Origin of the sequence: Mycobacterium sp. ACS4331, from assembly GCF_001667265.1 — a bacterium.
Lineage (GTDB): Bacteria > Actinomycetota > Actinomycetes > Mycobacteriales > Mycobacteriaceae > Mycobacterium.
The window spans coordinates 1-15,937 of the sequence record NZ_LZHW01000093.1; the positions used below are offsets into that span (position 1 = coordinate 1).

Annotated in this window: 16 protein-coding genes; 5 read left to right on the top strand and 11 right to left on the bottom strand. The window is 67.7% G+C overall.

Going from position 1 to position 15,937, the window contains the following annotated elements; translation table 11 throughout:
- Window positions 1-1,694: Hsp70 family protein (locus tag A5727_RS21440; protein ID WP_068254720.1), on the bottom strand; the 1,694-nt coding region annotated here is incomplete at its 3' end.
- 215 nt (window positions 1,695-1,909) lie between these two features.
- On the opposite strand from A5727_RS21440, the gene A5727_RS21445 reads away from it, so the two are divergent.
- The 3 genes from A5727_RS21445 to A5727_RS21455 all read left to right on the top strand — a co-directional run bounded on the left by A5727_RS21445 (window position 1,910) and on the right by A5727_RS21455 (window position 5,739).
- On the top strand, window positions 1,910-2,410 hold the full coding sequence (locus tag A5727_RS21445; RefSeq protein ID WP_068254723.1) for an Rv0340 family IniB-related protein: 501 nt from the start codon (window positions 1,910-1,912) through the stop codon (window positions 2,408-2,410).
- A 334-nt stretch (window positions 2,411-2,744) separates the two neighbouring features.
- Window positions 2,745-3,824: an IniB N-terminal domain-containing protein gene (locus A5727_RS21450; protein ID WP_068254725.1), complete on the top strand. Its 1,080-nt coding sequence runs from the start codon at window positions 2,745-2,747 to the stop codon at window positions 3,822-3,824.
- An 82-nt stretch (window positions 3,825-3,906) separates the two neighbouring features.
- Window positions 3,907-5,739, top strand: a complete 1,833-nt coding sequence (locus A5727_RS21455) for a dynamin family protein (RefSeq protein ID WP_068254728.1) — start codon at window positions 3,907-3,909, stop codon at window positions 5,737-5,739.
- Here the strand turns inward: A5727_RS21455 and A5727_RS21460 are convergent.
- Entirely contained in the window at window positions 5,736-6,188 is a 453-nt protein-coding gene (locus A5727_RS21460; protein WP_068254730.1) for a hypothetical protein, read from the bottom strand. The genes A5727_RS21455 and A5727_RS21460 overlap by 4 nt on opposite strands.
- A 59-nt stretch (window positions 6,189-6,247) precedes the next feature.
- On the opposite strand from A5727_RS21460, the gene A5727_RS21465 reads away from it, so the two are divergent.
- On the top strand, window positions 6,248-7,735 hold the full coding sequence (locus A5727_RS21465; protein ID WP_068254733.1) for a dynamin family protein: 1,488 nt from the start codon (window positions 6,248-6,250) through the stop codon (window positions 7,733-7,735).
- Window positions 7,736-7,869: 134 nt separating this feature from the next.
- On the opposite strand, the gene A5727_RS21470 is transcribed toward A5727_RS21465, so the two are convergent.
- The 7 genes from A5727_RS21470 to A5727_RS21500 form a co-directional block, all read right to left on the bottom strand.
- The gene (locus A5727_RS21470) at window positions 7,870-8,448 is read right to left on the bottom strand and encodes a hypothetical protein (RefSeq protein WP_082949957.1); all 579 of its coding nucleotides are present in this window, start codon (window positions 8,446-8,448) and stop codon (window positions 7,870-7,872) included.
- 21 nt (window positions 8,449-8,469) lie between these two features.
- The gene (locus tag A5727_RS21475) at window positions 8,470-9,408 is read right to left on the bottom strand and encodes an LLM class F420-dependent oxidoreductase (RefSeq protein ID WP_082949948.1); all 939 of its coding nucleotides are present in this window, start codon (window positions 9,406-9,408) and stop codon (window positions 8,470-8,472) included.
- A gap of 24 nt (window positions 9,409-9,432) precedes the next feature.
- Entirely contained in the window at window positions 9,433-9,804 is a 372-nt protein-coding gene (locus A5727_RS21480; RefSeq protein ID WP_068254745.1) for a hypothetical protein, read from the bottom strand.
- Window positions 9,804-10,358, bottom strand: coding sequence for a hypothetical protein (locus tag A5727_RS21485; protein WP_068254747.1), 555 nt, complete (start codon window positions 10,356-10,358; stop codon window positions 9,804-9,806). The genes A5727_RS21480 and A5727_RS21485 overlap by 1 nt, the downstream gene beginning before the upstream one ends.
- 436 nt (window positions 10,359-10,794) lie before the next feature.
- Window positions 10,795-11,031: a hypothetical protein gene (locus tag A5727_RS21490; protein WP_082949958.1), complete on the bottom strand. Its 237-nt coding sequence runs from the start codon at window positions 11,029-11,031 to the stop codon at window positions 10,795-10,797.
- A gap of 101 nt (window positions 11,032-11,132) precedes the next feature.
- Window positions 11,133-14,048, bottom strand: a complete 2,916-nt coding sequence (locus A5727_RS21495) for an MMPL/RND family transporter (RefSeq protein WP_068254750.1) — start codon at window positions 14,046-14,048, stop codon at window positions 11,133-11,135.
- Window positions 14,045-14,470 carry an MmpS family transport accessory protein gene (locus A5727_RS21500; RefSeq protein ID WP_068254753.1) on the bottom strand — a complete coding sequence of 142 codons (426 nt, stop codon included), beginning with the start codon at window positions 14,468-14,470 and terminating at the stop codon, window positions 14,045-14,047. Before A5727_RS21500 ends, A5727_RS21495 begins: the two co-directional genes overlap by 4 nt.
- 175 nt (window positions 14,471-14,645) lie before the next feature.
- On the opposite strand from A5727_RS21500, the gene A5727_RS21505 reads away from it, so the two are divergent.
- Window positions 14,646-15,335, top strand: a complete 690-nt coding sequence (locus tag A5727_RS21505; RefSeq protein ID WP_068254760.1) for a TetR/AcrR family transcriptional regulator — start codon at window positions 14,646-14,648, stop codon at window positions 15,333-15,335.
- Window positions 15,336-15,354: 19 nt separating this feature from the next.
- On the opposite strand, the gene A5727_RS21510 is transcribed toward A5727_RS21505, so the two are convergent.
- Together A5727_RS21510 and A5727_RS21515 are read right to left on the bottom strand one after the other, a co-directional pair.
- Window positions 15,355-15,600: a hypothetical protein gene (locus A5727_RS21510; RefSeq protein ID WP_068254763.1), complete on the bottom strand. Its 246-nt coding sequence runs from the start codon at window positions 15,598-15,600 to the stop codon at window positions 15,355-15,357.
- Window positions 15,597-15,905, bottom strand: coding sequence for a hypothetical protein (locus A5727_RS21515; protein WP_157521497.1), 309 nt, complete (start codon window positions 15,903-15,905; stop codon window positions 15,597-15,599). The genes A5727_RS21510 and A5727_RS21515 overlap by 4 nt, the downstream gene beginning before the upstream one ends.
- Window positions 15,906-15,937: the final 32 nt, after the last annotated feature.

Consider the following 15,937-nt stretch of genomic DNA (forward strand, 5'->3'; position numbering starts at 1 on the left):
GTCGTCGTAGTGGTGGGTGTGGGAGTCGTTTTGGTGTTGGTTGTCGTGGTTGGGGTGGTCGTCGTTGGTTGCGTGGTGGTGGTGGTGGGAGGGGTGGTCGTCGTGGTGACCGGCGGCGGCACCACCGACGAGGTGACGACACCGTTGGTGCCGGTGTAGGTCATGGTGGCGCTCGTCGGCTCATCGAAGACCGTGGTCCGGACCTCGCCATTGGGCAGTGTGATGGTCTCGGTGACGGGTTCGCTGCTGGACGAACTGCTCGTCAGCGTGACGGCGACACCGCTGACGGTCAGCAGGGCGGCCGCTGCGGCACCGAACAGCACGGCGGGGCGGCGATACCACGGCAGCGGCGGCGGCTCGGTCTCACTGCTGCCGAAAACCTCTGTCTCGCGCTCGAATTCGACGGGCGGCCGGGCGCTGGTGGCGTGCTCGAACGTGTAGTCCTCACCCGAGTACGGCACCGGCTCCGCGCTGCCGCCGGTCTCGTCGTCCTGCGACCAGGCCAGGGCCCGGAAGGTGGCCGACGGCGACCCGTCGGAGGCCGACTGGGTGGCGGCCGCTCCTGCGGCGCCGGCCGCCCAGGCCGCCGGCGCCAGTCCGGTCGGGAGATCCGCGGCGTCCGGGGCCTGCGCCATGCCTGTCGGAGCATCCGGGGACGGGCCGCGCTCGGCGATGACACCGGCACCCGTGGCGGCCGCCAACGCCGGTTGAGGCAGCGTGATGACGGGCACCCGCAGCAGTTCCGAGAGCCGCTGGGTCAGCAGCGGGATCGCCGCGCCGCCACCCACCGTCGCCACCGCGGACAACTGGGCTGCTGGAATCCTGTTGCGCTCCAAGGTGTCACCGAGGGTGTCCAGGAAACCCTGCAGTGGTTCGGCGATCAGGTTCTCAAGTTCGGCCCGGGTCAGTCGGACGTCGAGCGTCGACCCCGGCAGCTGGACCGGGATGACGGTGGAGGTCTCGGCGGACAGGCGTTCCTTGGCCTGACGGCATTCGCCGCGCAACTGTGCCAGGGACCCCACGGCCGCCGTGCCCGCCGGGTCGGCGTCACGCCCCTCCTGAACGGTGGCCAGAACATGGTTGAGCAGGGCCTGATCGATCTGCTCGCCGGAGAACTCGGTGAACCGCACGGCCTCGCCGATGGGGGACAGGCCCGCGCCGGCGTCGGCCAGTGCGACGGTGGTGCCGGTGCCGCCGAAGTCACACAGGGCCACCACGCCGCCGTCGGGCAGGCCGGGTCCGGTCTGCAGGGCCGCCAGTGCGGTCGCGGCGTCGGACACGAGATCCGGCGGCGCACCATCGGAGAACAGCGCGGGCCTGTTGCGCAGCGCCGCCCGCAGCGAACCGACCACCGCAGGCCCCCAGTGCGCGGGCACCGCGATGGTGATCTTGTCCGGTCGTCTGCCGGAGTCCTGCGTCCGGGCCAGGGCCTCGAGGGCTTCAGCCATCAACGCGTCGCCGCGATGCGACGAGCCGTCCGATGCCACCAGGGGAACCGGGTCGCCCACTCGTTCGACGAAACCCCACATGACCACGCCGGGTTCGGTGAGATTGGGGTTCTCACTGGGCAGGCCCACCTCGGCCGGGCGGTGCCCGAACAGCGTCAGCACCGACCGGCGCAACACCGTCGAGCGCCCGGTCCGGGCCGCCCCGAGATTGGTCTGGCCGATGGACAGCCCCAGCACGTCACTCATGTCCACACCTCATAAGAATCCCCACGATAGCGGCCCGGGAGGCTCCAGAGGCGCTACCGACGCGAAATCCCCCTAATGTCGCGAATCCCCTATGGGGTGATCCCCTAATCCGGTGGGGTGGCAGTTGGGCTTCGCACCGATCCCGGGCGCCGCAGATCGCTATAGGCTCCGAACTGCAACAGTCTGTGTATCGGCCCAACGGGAGAAGACGTGTCATGGCGAACGAACTGCTCGACTTCGTGATGTCGCTCGTGCGCGACCCTGACGTCGCCGCACGCTATGCCGCGGACCCGGCCGGTGCCATTGCCGACGCGCATCTGACCAACGTCACCAGCGCCGATGTCAACAACCTGATCCCGATGGTCTCCGATTCGCTGTCGATGGCCGCTCCGACATTCGGCGCCGACGCCGGGACCAATGTGTGGACCAGCGGTGCCGCCACCGCGGCATTCGATGCCTTCGAACCGCAGGTGCCGCACACCGGGTTCACCGACCTGCACGATCTCGGCGGCGTCATCGACCCCGGAGTGGTGCCCGAGGTGTCCACGGACGTCGGCATCGATATGCCGGTGCTCGACGATCCGGTGCGCTTCGACGACGTCACCGACACTGCGACGGTGGGGCACGAGGATGCGGTGGGTTGGGACGACGGCGTCATCGAGGCGACGCACCACCTCCCCGACGACGGGGGAGATGCGTCGTTCGACCTGTTCTGACAAGGGCCCCGCGGAACCGCCGGCAGCGCACTGCGCCTGCCGGCGGTTTCTTTTGCGCGGCGGCCGGCCTCGAGTTGTCGCGATTGGTCGTTGATGGGCTCGTTTCACAGCCCTGGGGGACATTTCGATGACTGGTGTGGCGTGTACCTGCATATTCTGACGTCTCGTTGGGGGCTGAGCATCAAACCCCCTAATCCCCTAACGGATCCCCCCGCACCACCCCTAGTCGGGGGTTGGGGACGACGGGCGGTCGCCCCGTTTCGAGGGGTGTTGCGCGCCCATAACGTGGTCTCCAGACAGCCGGAACCCCGGCGGATGACCGAAAGGCACGACCATGATCAACCTGATCGATTGGCTCCTGAACCTGTTCCGCGATGAGCATGCGGCCCGCGCGTTCGTCGCATCCCCCGAGGCGACCCTGCGCGATGCCGGCCTGGCCGGAGTGTCCGCGGCGCAGTTGTCGTCCGTGGCCGCGACCGCGGTGCCGAGCCTGGTGCTCGGCGGTGGCGACCCGGTCGTCGGCCTGCAGCGCGCGGTGTCCAACCACTACGGGTTCGCCCCGGCCTACGACTACTCGCCGTCGACCAATCTGCTGTCCCCGTCGCCGGTGTTCGCGCCGAACACCAACACCGACCTGGCCAGCCACAACAACACCGACCTGGCGAGCCACAACAGCACGCCGATCATGAGCCCCAACCAGGACGCGGGCGCGAACGCGCAGCAGGGTGCCTTCAACCTCGGCTTCGGTGACATCACCCTCGGCGACAAGACCTCCAACACCGCGACCAACGGCGGCGTCGTGGTCGGCGGCGAGAACCGCGGTGACATCGTCAGCGGCGACGGTGCGGTTCTGGGCAACAACAACGACGTCAACAACGGCGACGTGTGGGCCGGGACCGGCTCCAATGTCACTGTCGGACATGGCGACATCGAAGACAACGGGACCACCAACACCGGCAGCGGATCGGTGATCAAGGACAACGACGGCCCAGTCTTCCAGGATGTCGACGCCAGCGGCGGCAGCGGCGGTCACGCCGGCGGCAACAGCGGCGGCCTGATCGACGTCGGCCTCGGCGGTGACCACACCCAGGGCGGCAACGGCGGCGGGGGCGGCATCGTCATCGTCAGCAACGAGACGGCCACCAACACCGTCGGCGGCAACCAGTCGCAGGTCGGCGGCGACAGCGCGACGAACGTGGGCAGCGGCAACTCGACCTCGGCCTACAGCCAGACCGAGACGCAGACCACCACCACCGTCAGCGACTACTCGGACCACTCGCAGACCGAGGTGTACGACAACTCGTCGCAGCACAGCGCGTCGCTGTTCGACAACAGCCACGACACGTCGGCCGTCGCGAGCGCTGTCGACACCGGCCACTCGGCCTCGCTGGGATCGGGCAACGACCTGTTCTGAGCCGGTCACGCAGGACGCGGGGGGAACCTTCCGGTTCCCGCCGCGTTCTCGGCCTACGGTGGACCCGAACCAAGGAGCAGCTGTGACACAGCCGGATGACCCGCGACGCGTGAAGGTGATCGTCGAACTGATCGACCACACCGCCGCGATCGCCGAACTCAACGACCGCGGCGATCTCAAACAGCGCCTCGACGTGGCCCGCACGCGCATCAAGGATCCGCAGATCCGGGTGGTCATCGCCGGCCAGCTCAAACAGGGCAAGAGTCAGCTGTTGAACTCGCTGCTGAACATGCCGGTCGCGCGCGTCGGGGACGACGAGACCACCGCACTGGTCACCATCGTCAGTTACGGCGAGCAGCCTTCGGCGCGACTCGTGATCGCACCGCCGCCGGGGCAGGTGGCACCGGAGGTGGTCGAGATCCCGATCGACGACATCAAGCACGACCTGCGGCGCGCGCCGCAGGCGCAGGGGCGCGAGGTCATGCGGGTCGAGGTCAGCGCGCCGAGCCCGCTGCTCAAGGGCGGCCTGGCGTTCGTCGACACCCCGGGCGTGGGCGGCCACGGCCAACCGCACCTGTCGGCGACGCTCGGGTTGCTGCCCGACGCCGACGCCATGCTCATGGTCAGCGACACCAGCCAGGAGTTCACCGAGCCAGAGATGCGATTCATCCGCCAGGCACACGAGGTGTGTCCGGTCGGTGCGGTGATCGCGACGAAGACCGACCTCTACCCGTACTGGCGGCAGATCGTCGAGACCAACACCGCACATCTGCAGCGGGCGGGTGTGTCGATTCCGATGATTCCGGCGTCGTCGCTGCTGCGCAGTCATGCGGTGCAGATGAACGACAAGGAGCTCAACGAGGAGTCCAACTTCCCGGCCATCGTGAAGTTCCTGTCCGAACGGGTGCTCTCCCGCGAGAACGATCGCGTCCGTGATCAGGTGATCGCCGAGATCGGCGCCGCCGCAGAGCATCTCGCCCTGGCTGTGAACGCGGAGCTGTCCGCGATCAACGATCCCGACGATGTTCGGCAGCTCACCGAGGACCTCGAGCGGCGCAAGCAGGAGGCCCAGGAGGCGTTGCAGCACACCGCGCTGTGGCAGCAGGTGCTCAATGACGGGATCGCCGATCTGACCGCGGATGTCGACCATGATCTGCGGGCACGGTTCCGTGCCATCGTGGCGCACAACGAGAGCGTCATCGACTCCTGCGACCCCACCCAGCACTGGGCCGAGATCGGCGCGGATGTGGAGAACGCCGTGGCGACGGCGGTCGGCGACAACTTCGTCTGGGCCTACCAGCGCGCCGAGGCGCTCGCCGCCGAGGTGGCCCGCACCTTCGTCGAGGCCGGCCTGGACGCGGTCAAGATGCCGCACGTCAGCGCCCGGGAGATGGGCGCGGGCTTCGACGGACTCAAGTCGCTGGCCCGGCTTGAGGCCAAGCCGATCGGCATGGGGCACAAGGCGATCACCAGCATGCGGGGCTCCTACGGCGGAGTGCTGATGTTCGGCATGCTGACCTCGGTCGCGGGACTGGGCATGTTCAACCCGATCTCACTGGGTGCGGGCCTGCTGCTGGGACGCAAGTCCTATAAGGAGGACATGGAGAACCGCATGATGCGGGTGCGCAACGAGGCCAAGACCAATCTGCGCCGGTTCGTCGATGATGTGTCCTTCGTCGTCGGCAAGGAGTCCCGCGACCGACTCAAGGGGATTCAGCGTCAACTGCGCGACCACTACCGTGACATCGCCAATCAGACGACGCGGTCGCTCAACGAGTCCCTGCAGGCCACGATCGCCTCCGCGCAGATGCAGGAGAGCGAGCGCACCACCCGGGTGCGTGAACTGCAGCGGCAGCTCAACATCCTCACCCAGGTCAGCGACAACGTGGAGAAGCTGCGGTCGCCCGTCCGCTAGTCGAAGGTGCGCGGGGTCAGCGTCCGAGTCTCGTTGAGCCTGGGCCGCTTGCGCGTGGTGGTGGTCGTCTCCTCGGTCTCTTCGGTCGGGGTGACCTCTTCCTCCTCCGACGGCGACGTGGTGGTCGGGGACGTGGTCTCCGTACCGCTGGTTTCACCCGGCGGCGGGATGCCGATGTCGGTGGTCGACAGCGGGACGCTGGTGGTGAAGGTCGTCGACGTGCTGGACGGCGTGATGATCATGGTCGTCTTCTCGCGCGTCGTCGTATCCCGGGTGACCGCCGTCGTCGTGGTCCGTACGGTCTCGGCGGGCCGACTCCACTCGTCGGACATCGTGACAACCAGGTAGACCAGCACACCCAGAAGCACGGCAGCGACACCGCCGGCCCAGAACACCACCGTCGGGTTGTGATTCCAGGGTGTCTCGTCGTTCTGGTCGTCAGCTGCCACGGGCGCCGATCCTAGCGTTCAAATCTCGACCGGGCTCGGGCCGTAAACTCAAGGATTCAATGAGCACGAGCGATCAGGTCCGCGCGATCCTGGGCGGCACCATCCGCGCCTACCAGGGCGAACCGGCGTACCGCCAGCGCGCCGATGTGTTCAACGAACTCGACCGCATCGGCTGGCAGTTGAACCAGCCCATCCGGATCGCCCTGGCCGGAACCCTCAAGGCGGGTAAGTCCACGCTGGTCAACGCCCTGGTGGGAGAGAACATCGCACCCACCGACGCGACCGAGGCCACGCGCATCGTGACGTGGTTTCGGCACGGGCCCACGCCGAAGGTCACGGCCAACCACTACAGCGGCAGGCGGACGAACGTCCCGATCAGTCGCGGCCCGGATGGCCTGACGTTCGAGATGGCGACGCTTGATCCCGGTGAGGTGGCCGACCTTGACGTGGAGTGGCCGGCCGCAGAACTGATCGACACCACGATCATCGACACCCCGGGCACCTCGTCGCTGTCTCGCGACGTCTCCGAGCGCACGCTTCGGCTGCTCGTGCCCGACGACGGCGTGCCGCGCGTGGATGCCGTGGTGTTCCTGCTGCGCACACTGAACGCCGCCGACATCGCGCTGCTCAAACAGATCGGCGAACTGGTCGGCGGTTCGGCGGGCGCGCTGGGCGTGATCGGTGTGGCGTCCAGGGCCGACGAGATCGGGGCGGGCCGCATCGACGCCATGCTGTCCGCCAACGACGTGGCGCAGCGGTTCACCACCGAGATGGACAAGACCGGCATCTGTCAGGCCGTGGTGCCGGTGTCGGGACTGCTCGCGCTGACCGCGCGCACGCTGCGGCAGAGCGAGTTCGTGGCGTTGGAGAAGCTGGCGGGAACGGACGCCGCTGAATTGAACAAGGCCATGCTCAGCGTGGACCGCTTCGTGCGCGAGGACAGCGCGCTGCCGGTGGATGCGCAGACGCGGGCAGCACTGCTGGACCGGTTCGGCATGTTCGGCATCCGGATTTCGATCGCGGTGCTGCGCTCCGGCGTCAGTGACTCGGTGACGTTGGCCGACGAACTTCTGGAGCGCAGCGGTCTGGTGGCGTTGCGTGACGTCATCGATCAGCAGTTCGCCCAGCGTTCCGAACTGCTCAAGGCGCACACCGCGATGCTTGCGCTGCGCCGCTTCGTCGAGGTTCATCCGATCCGGGCGACGCCGTACATCATCGCCGACATCGACCCGCTGCTGGCCGACACTCACGCCTTCGAGGAGCTGCGGCTTCTGAGCCAGTTGCGTTCTCGGCCAACGACATTGAACGAGGACGAGATCGCGTCGCTGCGGCGGATCATCGGCGGCTCGGGCACCGATGCCGCCAGTCGCCTGGGGCTGACCCCCGACGAGCCCTACGACGGGCCGCGGGCCGCGTTCGCTGCCGCGCAGCGCTGGCGGCGGCGCGCCGAGCATCCCCTCAACGACCCGTTCACCACCCGGGCCTGCCGCGCCGCGGTGCGCAGCGCCGAGGCGCTGGTGGCGCTGTTCGCCTCACGCGGCTACTGACGTCTTCTGGACAGGGTCATCTGGCCTGCGAGCGGCCGTTATCTGGCCCGCGAGCGGCCGTCCTTGTACGCAGATCACGGCGTGTCGGCGTACAGACACGCACGCTCGCGGGAAAGGACAGGGAGAGGCCGCGGCTACTCGCCCTGACCGGGGCGCGGGAACAGCGTCGGCAGCGTGGGCCAGGTCCGGGTCGGCGTGACGGTCTCGGTCTCGGTGACCGTCTCGGTCGGCGGTGCCGTCGTCGTCGTCGTGGGCGCCTCGGTCGTGGTGGTCGGTGCCTGCGTGGTGGTCGTCGTGGTCGGCGTCTCGGTGACGGTCTCGGTGACCGGGGGCGGAGGTGGCGGCGGAGCCTGGGTGTTCTGGCCCTGCGTCGGCGCCTCCGTGGCGGCCGTCGTCGGCGTGGTGGTGGTGGTCGTGGTCTCGGTGGTGCTCGATGAACCGCCGGCCAACTGCACGACGGCGTAGACAGCCAGGGCGATGACTAGGGCGGCGAGCGCGCCGATCAGCACCAACGCGGCAGGCTTGCGGTGCCACGGGGTGGGCGGCTGCGGCGGGACCGGGGCGGCCGCGGTCTCGTACCGGTAGTCGGGCGTCTGCTGGTAACCCGTGGGGTCCGGGACCTCGCTGTAGGCCTGACCGCCGCTGCCGCCGTAGTTGGCGTACTGCGTGGGTTCGCTGTAGAAGTCGTCGTCAGGGTTGTCGTTGCGCGCCACGGGCACCGATAGTAACGCGCATCACTGTCTGCGCAGTTGAGCGACGACCCCGTCGGCGAACAACTCGAGGTGGTCCAGGTCGGCCAGATCGAGCACCTGCAGGTAGACGCGCTGCACTCCGGCCTCGATGAACGGCCCCAACCGGTCCACGATTTCGTTGGGCGGCCCGACCAGGGGAGTGTTGGTCCGCAGTTCGTCGAGTTCGCGGTTGATCGCGGCGGCGCGGCGGGCCACCTCGGCGTCGTCGCGGCCGGCGGCCACCACGAAGCAGGCCGAGTAGGTCATCGAGTCGGCGGGGCGGTTCGCCGCGGTGTCGGTGTCGGCGACCCGGCCGAACTGCGTCTTGATGACGTCGAGCGAGTCGAACGGGACGTTGAACTCCGAGGCGAACCGCGCCGCCAGCGCAGGCGTCCTCTTGGCGCCCTTGCCGCCGATGACGATCGGCGGGTGCGGATCCTGGGCGGGTTTGGGCAGTCCGGGGGAATTGACGACGTTGTAGTGCTCACCGCTGTAGTCGAAGGTCTGCCCGACCGGCGTGGTCCACAGCCCGGTGAGAATCTCAAGCTGCTCGGTGAGGCGGTCGAAGCGCTCACCCAGCGGTGGGAACGGGATCGCGTAGGCCTGGTGCTCCGCTTCGAACCAGCCCGCACCAACGCCGAAATCGACTCGCCCGTTGCTCATCTCGTCGACTTGAGCCACCGAGATGGCCAGCGGTCCGGGGTGCCGGAAGGTGGCCGAGGTGACCATGGTGCCCAGTCGGATCGTGCTGGTCTCGCGGGCCAGTGCGCCCAGCGTTACCCAGGAGTCGGTGGGGCCGGGCAGGCCGTCCCCGCTCATCGCCAGATAGTGGTCGGACCGGAAGAACGCCGAATAGCCGAGTGATTCCGCGGCTTTGGCGACGGCGAGCTGGTCGGCGTACGAAGCGCCCTGCTGAGGTTCGACGAATACCCGGAAGTCCACGATCGCCAGCTTAGGCGCACATGGTCAGGGTGACTCGGCGGGCGGCGCCCCCTGAGGGACGACGGTGGTCTCGGTGACGGTCTCGGTCTCGGTGACCGTGGTGGCCGACGGCGACGTGGTCGTGGTCGTCGTGGTCGGTGACGTCGTGGTCGTCGTGGTCGGTGACGTCGTGGTCGTCGTCGTGGGTGTGGTCGTGGTGGTCGTTGTTGCGGTGCTTGGGGATTCGTTGCTCATGGCCTGGACGATCCCGTAGATCGCGCCGATGAGGACCAGCGTCGCGACCGCGCCGACGACGATCGGGACGATCGGCTTGCGGTACCAGGGCTGCTCCGGCTCCGGTTCGGCGGGTTCGAAGCGCTGGGTGGGTTCGTTGTAGTACTCGGGATCGTCAGACATCAGAACGCCCTCACGCCTTCGACCGCGACGAACATGCCGTGGCCGGTGGCCTCGTTGGTGAATCGGGTACCGCTGGGGTCGGCGGCGATCGTCCACCCCGCGGCGTTGTAGGTGCGGTAGTCGAGGGTGACCGCCGGAATGTCACCCAGGTTGCCGAGGATCCACTGCAGATCCCCACTGGAGTTCACCCGCACGCCGTTGGCAGGTGCGCCATCGACCTCGGGCGAGTTCTCGAACTGGGATTCGCAGCCCACCGACTCGGTGTTGAGCTGGCAGCGCGTCTTGCCGGACTTGGTCTCGACGAAGACGTAGCCCTGCGCATCGGTGGGCAGCGTCTCGCCGCCCGGAGTCTTCGGCGTGCTGGGTCCGGGAGTGGGGGGCAGAGCCGTCGGAGTGTTCACCGGCGGCCTCGCCGTCGGCATGGTGGGTTCGGCGTTGGTGCCGCAACCCGGGCAGACCGGTCTTCCGTCGGTGGAGCTGCTGCAGCTGACCAGAGCTGCCGCGCTCAAGGCCGCCACCACCGCCGTGCCCATCAGGGCCAGCTTTGAGGCCATGCGGCCAAACTACCCGCGGTGTTGCAGGAGTTGAACACGTGGCCCGTGATGTTTATGAAGCTGTGAGGTTCAAGTGTGCGGCGCAGTCGTAGCGCCAAGATTGCACCCAGGGCTGTGGCCCGGGCCGGCGCACCACCCTGTGTGCAATTTCGTCAGCGGGGACTACCCCGTCCTGCGCGCTCCAGCTCAGACGGACGTTGTGGCTGTGCTTTCGCGGGTTTCGCCGATTTCCACGACCACCACGCTGCTCTCGGCGGTAGCGGCCAAAACGGCCGCGGGTCCTGCAATTCACCCCAGCCGGATCAGCCTTTGTGACGGCGACATTGCCACCCAGGGCTGTGATCCGCGGGAGCACACGACCCTGTGTGCACTCACCCGGCGCTGGGTGGGCTGGATGTGACGGGCAGGTGCGCTTCGCCCGGCGCCAGAAGCGTGGTCAGCCCGGCAGCAGCGGCGGCCGGCAGACGTTGGCCACCGGATCCCACCACCAGCCGTTGTCGCAGCCCAGCGGGGTCGTCGAGACCGGCGGCCGGCACGTGTTGGCGACGGGATCCCACCACCCGTTCTCGCAGTTCGGCACCAGTGGGCCCTGGCAGCGGCTGGCGACCGGGTCCCACCACTCCCCGGGTGCGCACGCCGAACTGACGGCGGGGCTCACCACGGCGGTGAACATCAACGGCGTGACCGCTGCGACGGCACCAATGGCCAGGCGTTGCAACGACTTCCTCACGGTGTCCTCCCGATGACTGGTGATTGCACTGCCTTCCACCCTAATCAGGCGAGCGCGTTCTCGGAGGTTCGGTCCACGGGCTTGGGCCACGGGCTGGGGACCGGGCGCGGGCGCACCCGCTGCGGCCACCAGAACCACCGGCCGAGAAGCGCGGCGATGGACGGCGTCATCAGTGACCGCACCACCAGCGTGTCGAACAGCAGGCCCAGACCGATCGTGGTGCCGACCTGACCGATGATGATCAACTTGCTGACGGACATCGACATCATCGTGAACGCGAACACCAGGCCCGCGGCTGTGACCACCGAACCGGTGCCGACCATCGACCGCAGGATGCCGGTGTTGATTCCGGCGTGGACCTCCTCCTTCATCCGGGAGACCAGCAGCAGGTTGTAGTCCGCGCCCACCGCGAGCAGCACGATGACGGCCATGGGCAGCACCATCCAGTGCAGCGGAATGCCGACGATGTGCTGCCACAACAGGACTGACAGACCGAACGACGCCGCCAGGCTCAGCACCACGGTGCCGACGATGACGGCCGCGGCGGCGACGGCGCGGGTCAGCACCATCATGATGATGAAGATCAGGATCAGCGCCGAGACCGCAACGATGAGCAGATCGTAGTCGGCGCCCTGCTGCAGGTCGGCGTAGGTGGCCGCGCTGCCGCCCAGGTAGATGGCCGAACCCTCCCACGGCGTGCCCTTGATGGCGTCGGCCGCCGCGATCTTCAGGGGTTCGATGCGCGAGATCCCTTCCGGCGTCAGCGGATCGCCCTGATGGGTGATCGTGAATCGCACGGCCTTGCCGTCGGGGGAGATGAAGTTGTCCATGCCGTTGATGAAGTCGGCGTTGGTGAAGGCCTCCGGCGGAAGGTAGAACGAATCGTCGTTGAGCGCCGCGTCGAACGCGTCGCCCATCGCGGTCATGTCCTCCTGCAGGGAGATCGCCAGATCCTGCTGCGCCTTCTGCGAGGCATACTGGTTCAGCAGGATCTGCTTCTGGTTCTTCATCGACTGGATCTGAGCGGGCATCACGGCAACCATTCGCGGCATCAGCTCGGCCATGCGCTGCATCTCCGGCACCAGGTCCTGGAAGTCGCCGGACATGGTGTCCAACCCGTCCAGCGCGTCGAACACCGAGCGCATGGACCAGCAGACCGGGATGTTGAAGCAGTGCGGTTCCCAGTACAGGTAGTTGCGGATGGGCCGCATCATGTCGTCGAAGTCCGCGAGATGGTCCCGCACGTCGGACATGTCGTCCGAGGTCGTGGCCATCTTGTCGGCCATTGTCTGTGAGACGGCCGCCAGATCGCCCTGGATGTTCATCATCTCGGTCATCGCGTCGATGCTGACCTGCAGATCGTCGGCTTGGGCGAGCATGTTCTCCAGATTGTTCTGGGTGTAGTCGTTGCTCATGATCTGCGTGGTGCCGCTCTGGCTGATCGTGTACGGGATCGTCGAGTGCTCGATGGGTTTGCCATCGGGACGGGTGATGGTCTGCACCTGAGCGATACCATGAACGCGCACAAGGGCTTTGGCGATCTTGTCGATCACCAGGAAGTCCGCCGGGTTGCGCAGATCGTGATCGGTCTCGATGAGCATCAGGTCAGGATTCATCTTGGCCTGCGTGAAATGCCGGTCGGAGGCGGCATATCCGACGTTGGCCGGCACGGAGTCCGGCAGATAGATCCGGTCGTTGTACGTGGTGTGGTAGCCGGGCAGGGCGAGCAGCCCTACGAGGGTGACGACGACGGCGCTCACCAGGACCGCGCCCGGCCATCGGACGGTCGTCGTGCCGACCTTGTGCCACAGGCGTGACTGTCCCATCCGCTTGGGCTCGAGCACGTTGCCGAAGCGACTGCACACCGAGATCAGCGCGGGCCCCAGCGTCAGGGCCGAGGCGATCACCATCACCATGCCCACTGCCAGCGGAATGCCCATGGTCTGGAAGTAGGGGAGACGGGTGAAATACAGGCACAGGGCCGCGCCGGCGATGGTCAAGCCCGAGGCCAGCACCACGTGCGCGGTGCCGTGGAACATGTCGTAGTAGGCGCTTTCGCGGTCCTTACCCTTGCGGCGCGCCTCGTGATAGCGACCGATCAGGAAGATCGCGTAGTCGGTGGCCGCGGCGATGGCCAGCGTCACCAGCAGGTTGATCGCGAACGTGGTGAGGCCGAAGACGTGGTGATAGCCCAGGACGGCCACGATGCCGCGAGACGACAGCAGGCCGGCGATCACCAGCACCATCACGATGCCCGTCGTCACCACGGAGCGGTAGACGATCAGCAGCATGACGATGATGACGGCGAAGGTGGCCAGTTCGATGGTCTTCATGCTCGCGTCGCCCACGACGGTCTGATCTGCGCTCAGCGCCGACGGACCGGTCACGTAGACGTGCAGTCCGTCGGGAGCGTTTCTGTCCGAGGCGATTTCACGTACGGTGTGCACCGATTCGTTGGCCAGCGCCTCGCCCTGCTCGCCGGCGATGTAGACCTGTACGTAGGCGGCCTTGTTGTCGACGCTCTGCGCGCCGGTGGTGGTCAGCGAGTCGCCCCAGAAGTCCTGCACATGTTCGATGTGCTTGGTGTCGGCCTTCAGTCGGGCGACCATGTCGTCGTAGAACTGATGCGCCTCTGCGCCAAGGGGTTCCTCGCCCTCCAGCACGATCATCACCGAACTCGAGGTGCGGTACTCGCCGAACACCTCGCCGACGCGCTGGGTGGCGATCTTGGAGGGGGCGTCGGCGGGACTCATCGAGACCGCCCGCATCTTGCCGACCACGTCGAGTTGCGGCACGGCGGTGTTGAGCACCGCGATGATGGCCACCCAGGCCAGGATGATCGGGATCGCAAAGGTTCGCAGGAACCGCGGGATGCGGGATGCGGGCTGCTCGGCCCGGTGCCGGGCCGCTGGGATCGGGTTGGTGTCGGCCTCGGTCTCGTCGTCGACGGTCGCGCTCATGCCGACTTCACCAGACAGTACGTTTGGGCGTTCACGCCGGTTGCGGTCCTCTCATCTTTGACCTCGCCGTCGACCGTGATCCGGCAGGTGATGCTGTCGCCGTGGCTCTGCGCCAGCATGTTGACGGTGGCCGCCGCCGCCGTGGTGGTCAGGGTGATCGACCAGGGCAGCGCCGCGTCGACCGCGCGCTGAGGTTTTCCGTCGAGGTCCAGGTAGTTGATGACGGCGGTGCCGCCGGTCCCGAACACCTCGTAGGTGACGATCTTGGGGTCGGTGTCCTCGGCGGTGCCCGCCCCGACGGGCGTGACGACCACCGGATTGGCGCCGAACACCAGACGCAGGTTGCTCACCGTGTAGGCGCCGGCCGCGACGGCGCACGCGATGAGGATGGGCAGCCAGAACCGGCGCAGCACTCTGGTCATACGCCCGCCTCGCGGATGCCGACAGCCCAGCGGTCGATGACGCCCATCAATGCGGTGCCCCTTAAGCCGACGAGACGGCCCCGGGCGGAACCGACACTTTTCTAGTGAGAGAAGCTAACGAATTAAGTGGATAGATTCAATCCGGTTCAGTGTCGCGCTCATTACACTCGGCGACATGGAGACCCCGGACGCGACCGCGCGCCCACTGCGCAAGGACGCCGAACGCAATCGGCAGCGCATCCTCGAGGCTGCGCGGGACCTGTTCGCGACCAGGGGCCTCGAACCGCATCTCAATGACATCGCCCACCACGCCGGAGTGGGGGTCGGCACGGTCTACCGGCGCTTCGCGACCAAGGAGGATCTGCTCGAGGCGCTCTTCGCGGAGGGGCTGCATGAGCTCGCGGAGCGCGCGGAGGAGGCGCTGCGGTTCGAGGACTCCTGGGAGGGGTTCGCCTGGTACATGCAGAAGATGTGCGAGATGACGGCGACCGACCGTGGCGTGCGGGAGATCGCGTTCAGCAAGGCATACGGCGGTCCGCGGGTGCGGGAGGCGCAGGACCGCCTCAAGCCCGTACTGCGCCGGCTCGTGCAGCGCGCGCAGGCCGACGGTCACCTCCGTCCCGAGATGTCGTCGACGGACATGCCTCTGTTCGGTCTGCTGTCGGGAACCGTCAGTGAATTCGCCGGCCATGTCGGCAGTGACCTGTGGCGCCGTTACGTCGCGCTTCTGCTGGATGGGATGCGCCAGCGCGACGGCCAGGAGCCACTGCCGGTGGAGGCACTCGACGACGACGAGATCGACGCCGCCATGCACTCCTGGGAACCCGCCGGTCCCGGCGGTGTGCGGCCCAAGCCTGCCGAGTAGTCGAACTGAGCAGTGGGCGCTAAAGGAACAGCAGCGTCAGGGCGGAGAACAGGGCCACGAACACCGCCACGCCGACCAGGGCGTTGAGAGCGCCCTTGGCGAACTCCAGATGCCCCTTGAACGGGACGACGGCGGCGATGCCCGCGACCAGGGCGGGGAAGACCGGGGCGAAGATCCAGTAGAAGCCCATCGTCATGCCCACGGAGGCGAACCCGGTGACGAACCCGGCCAGCAGCAGCTTCGTATTCCGCGCGGGCCCCGTCATGGCCCGACCCGGGTGACGAGCCCGACCAGCAGCGCGACGACGCAGAACGGCACCACCGCCATCACCCCGGTGAGCGGTGCCAGGATCGCGCCGAGGGCAAGACTGCGCACGCGCGCCCCGGTTGCCCGTCGCAGCACGACCGCGCCGATGATCATCACCGCGACGGCGACCGCTGCGCCGATGATCATCGCCGACGGTGCAGCGTGGGTCTTGGCGACCGCGAAGACGGCCAGCGCCCAGAAGGCGCCTCCCACGGCCGCGCCGACGAGCACGGCTCGGCCCCAATCAAGGTCTGTGTCCGTCAAATTCCGCCCCATGTCATTCGGCCGGGCCGCCC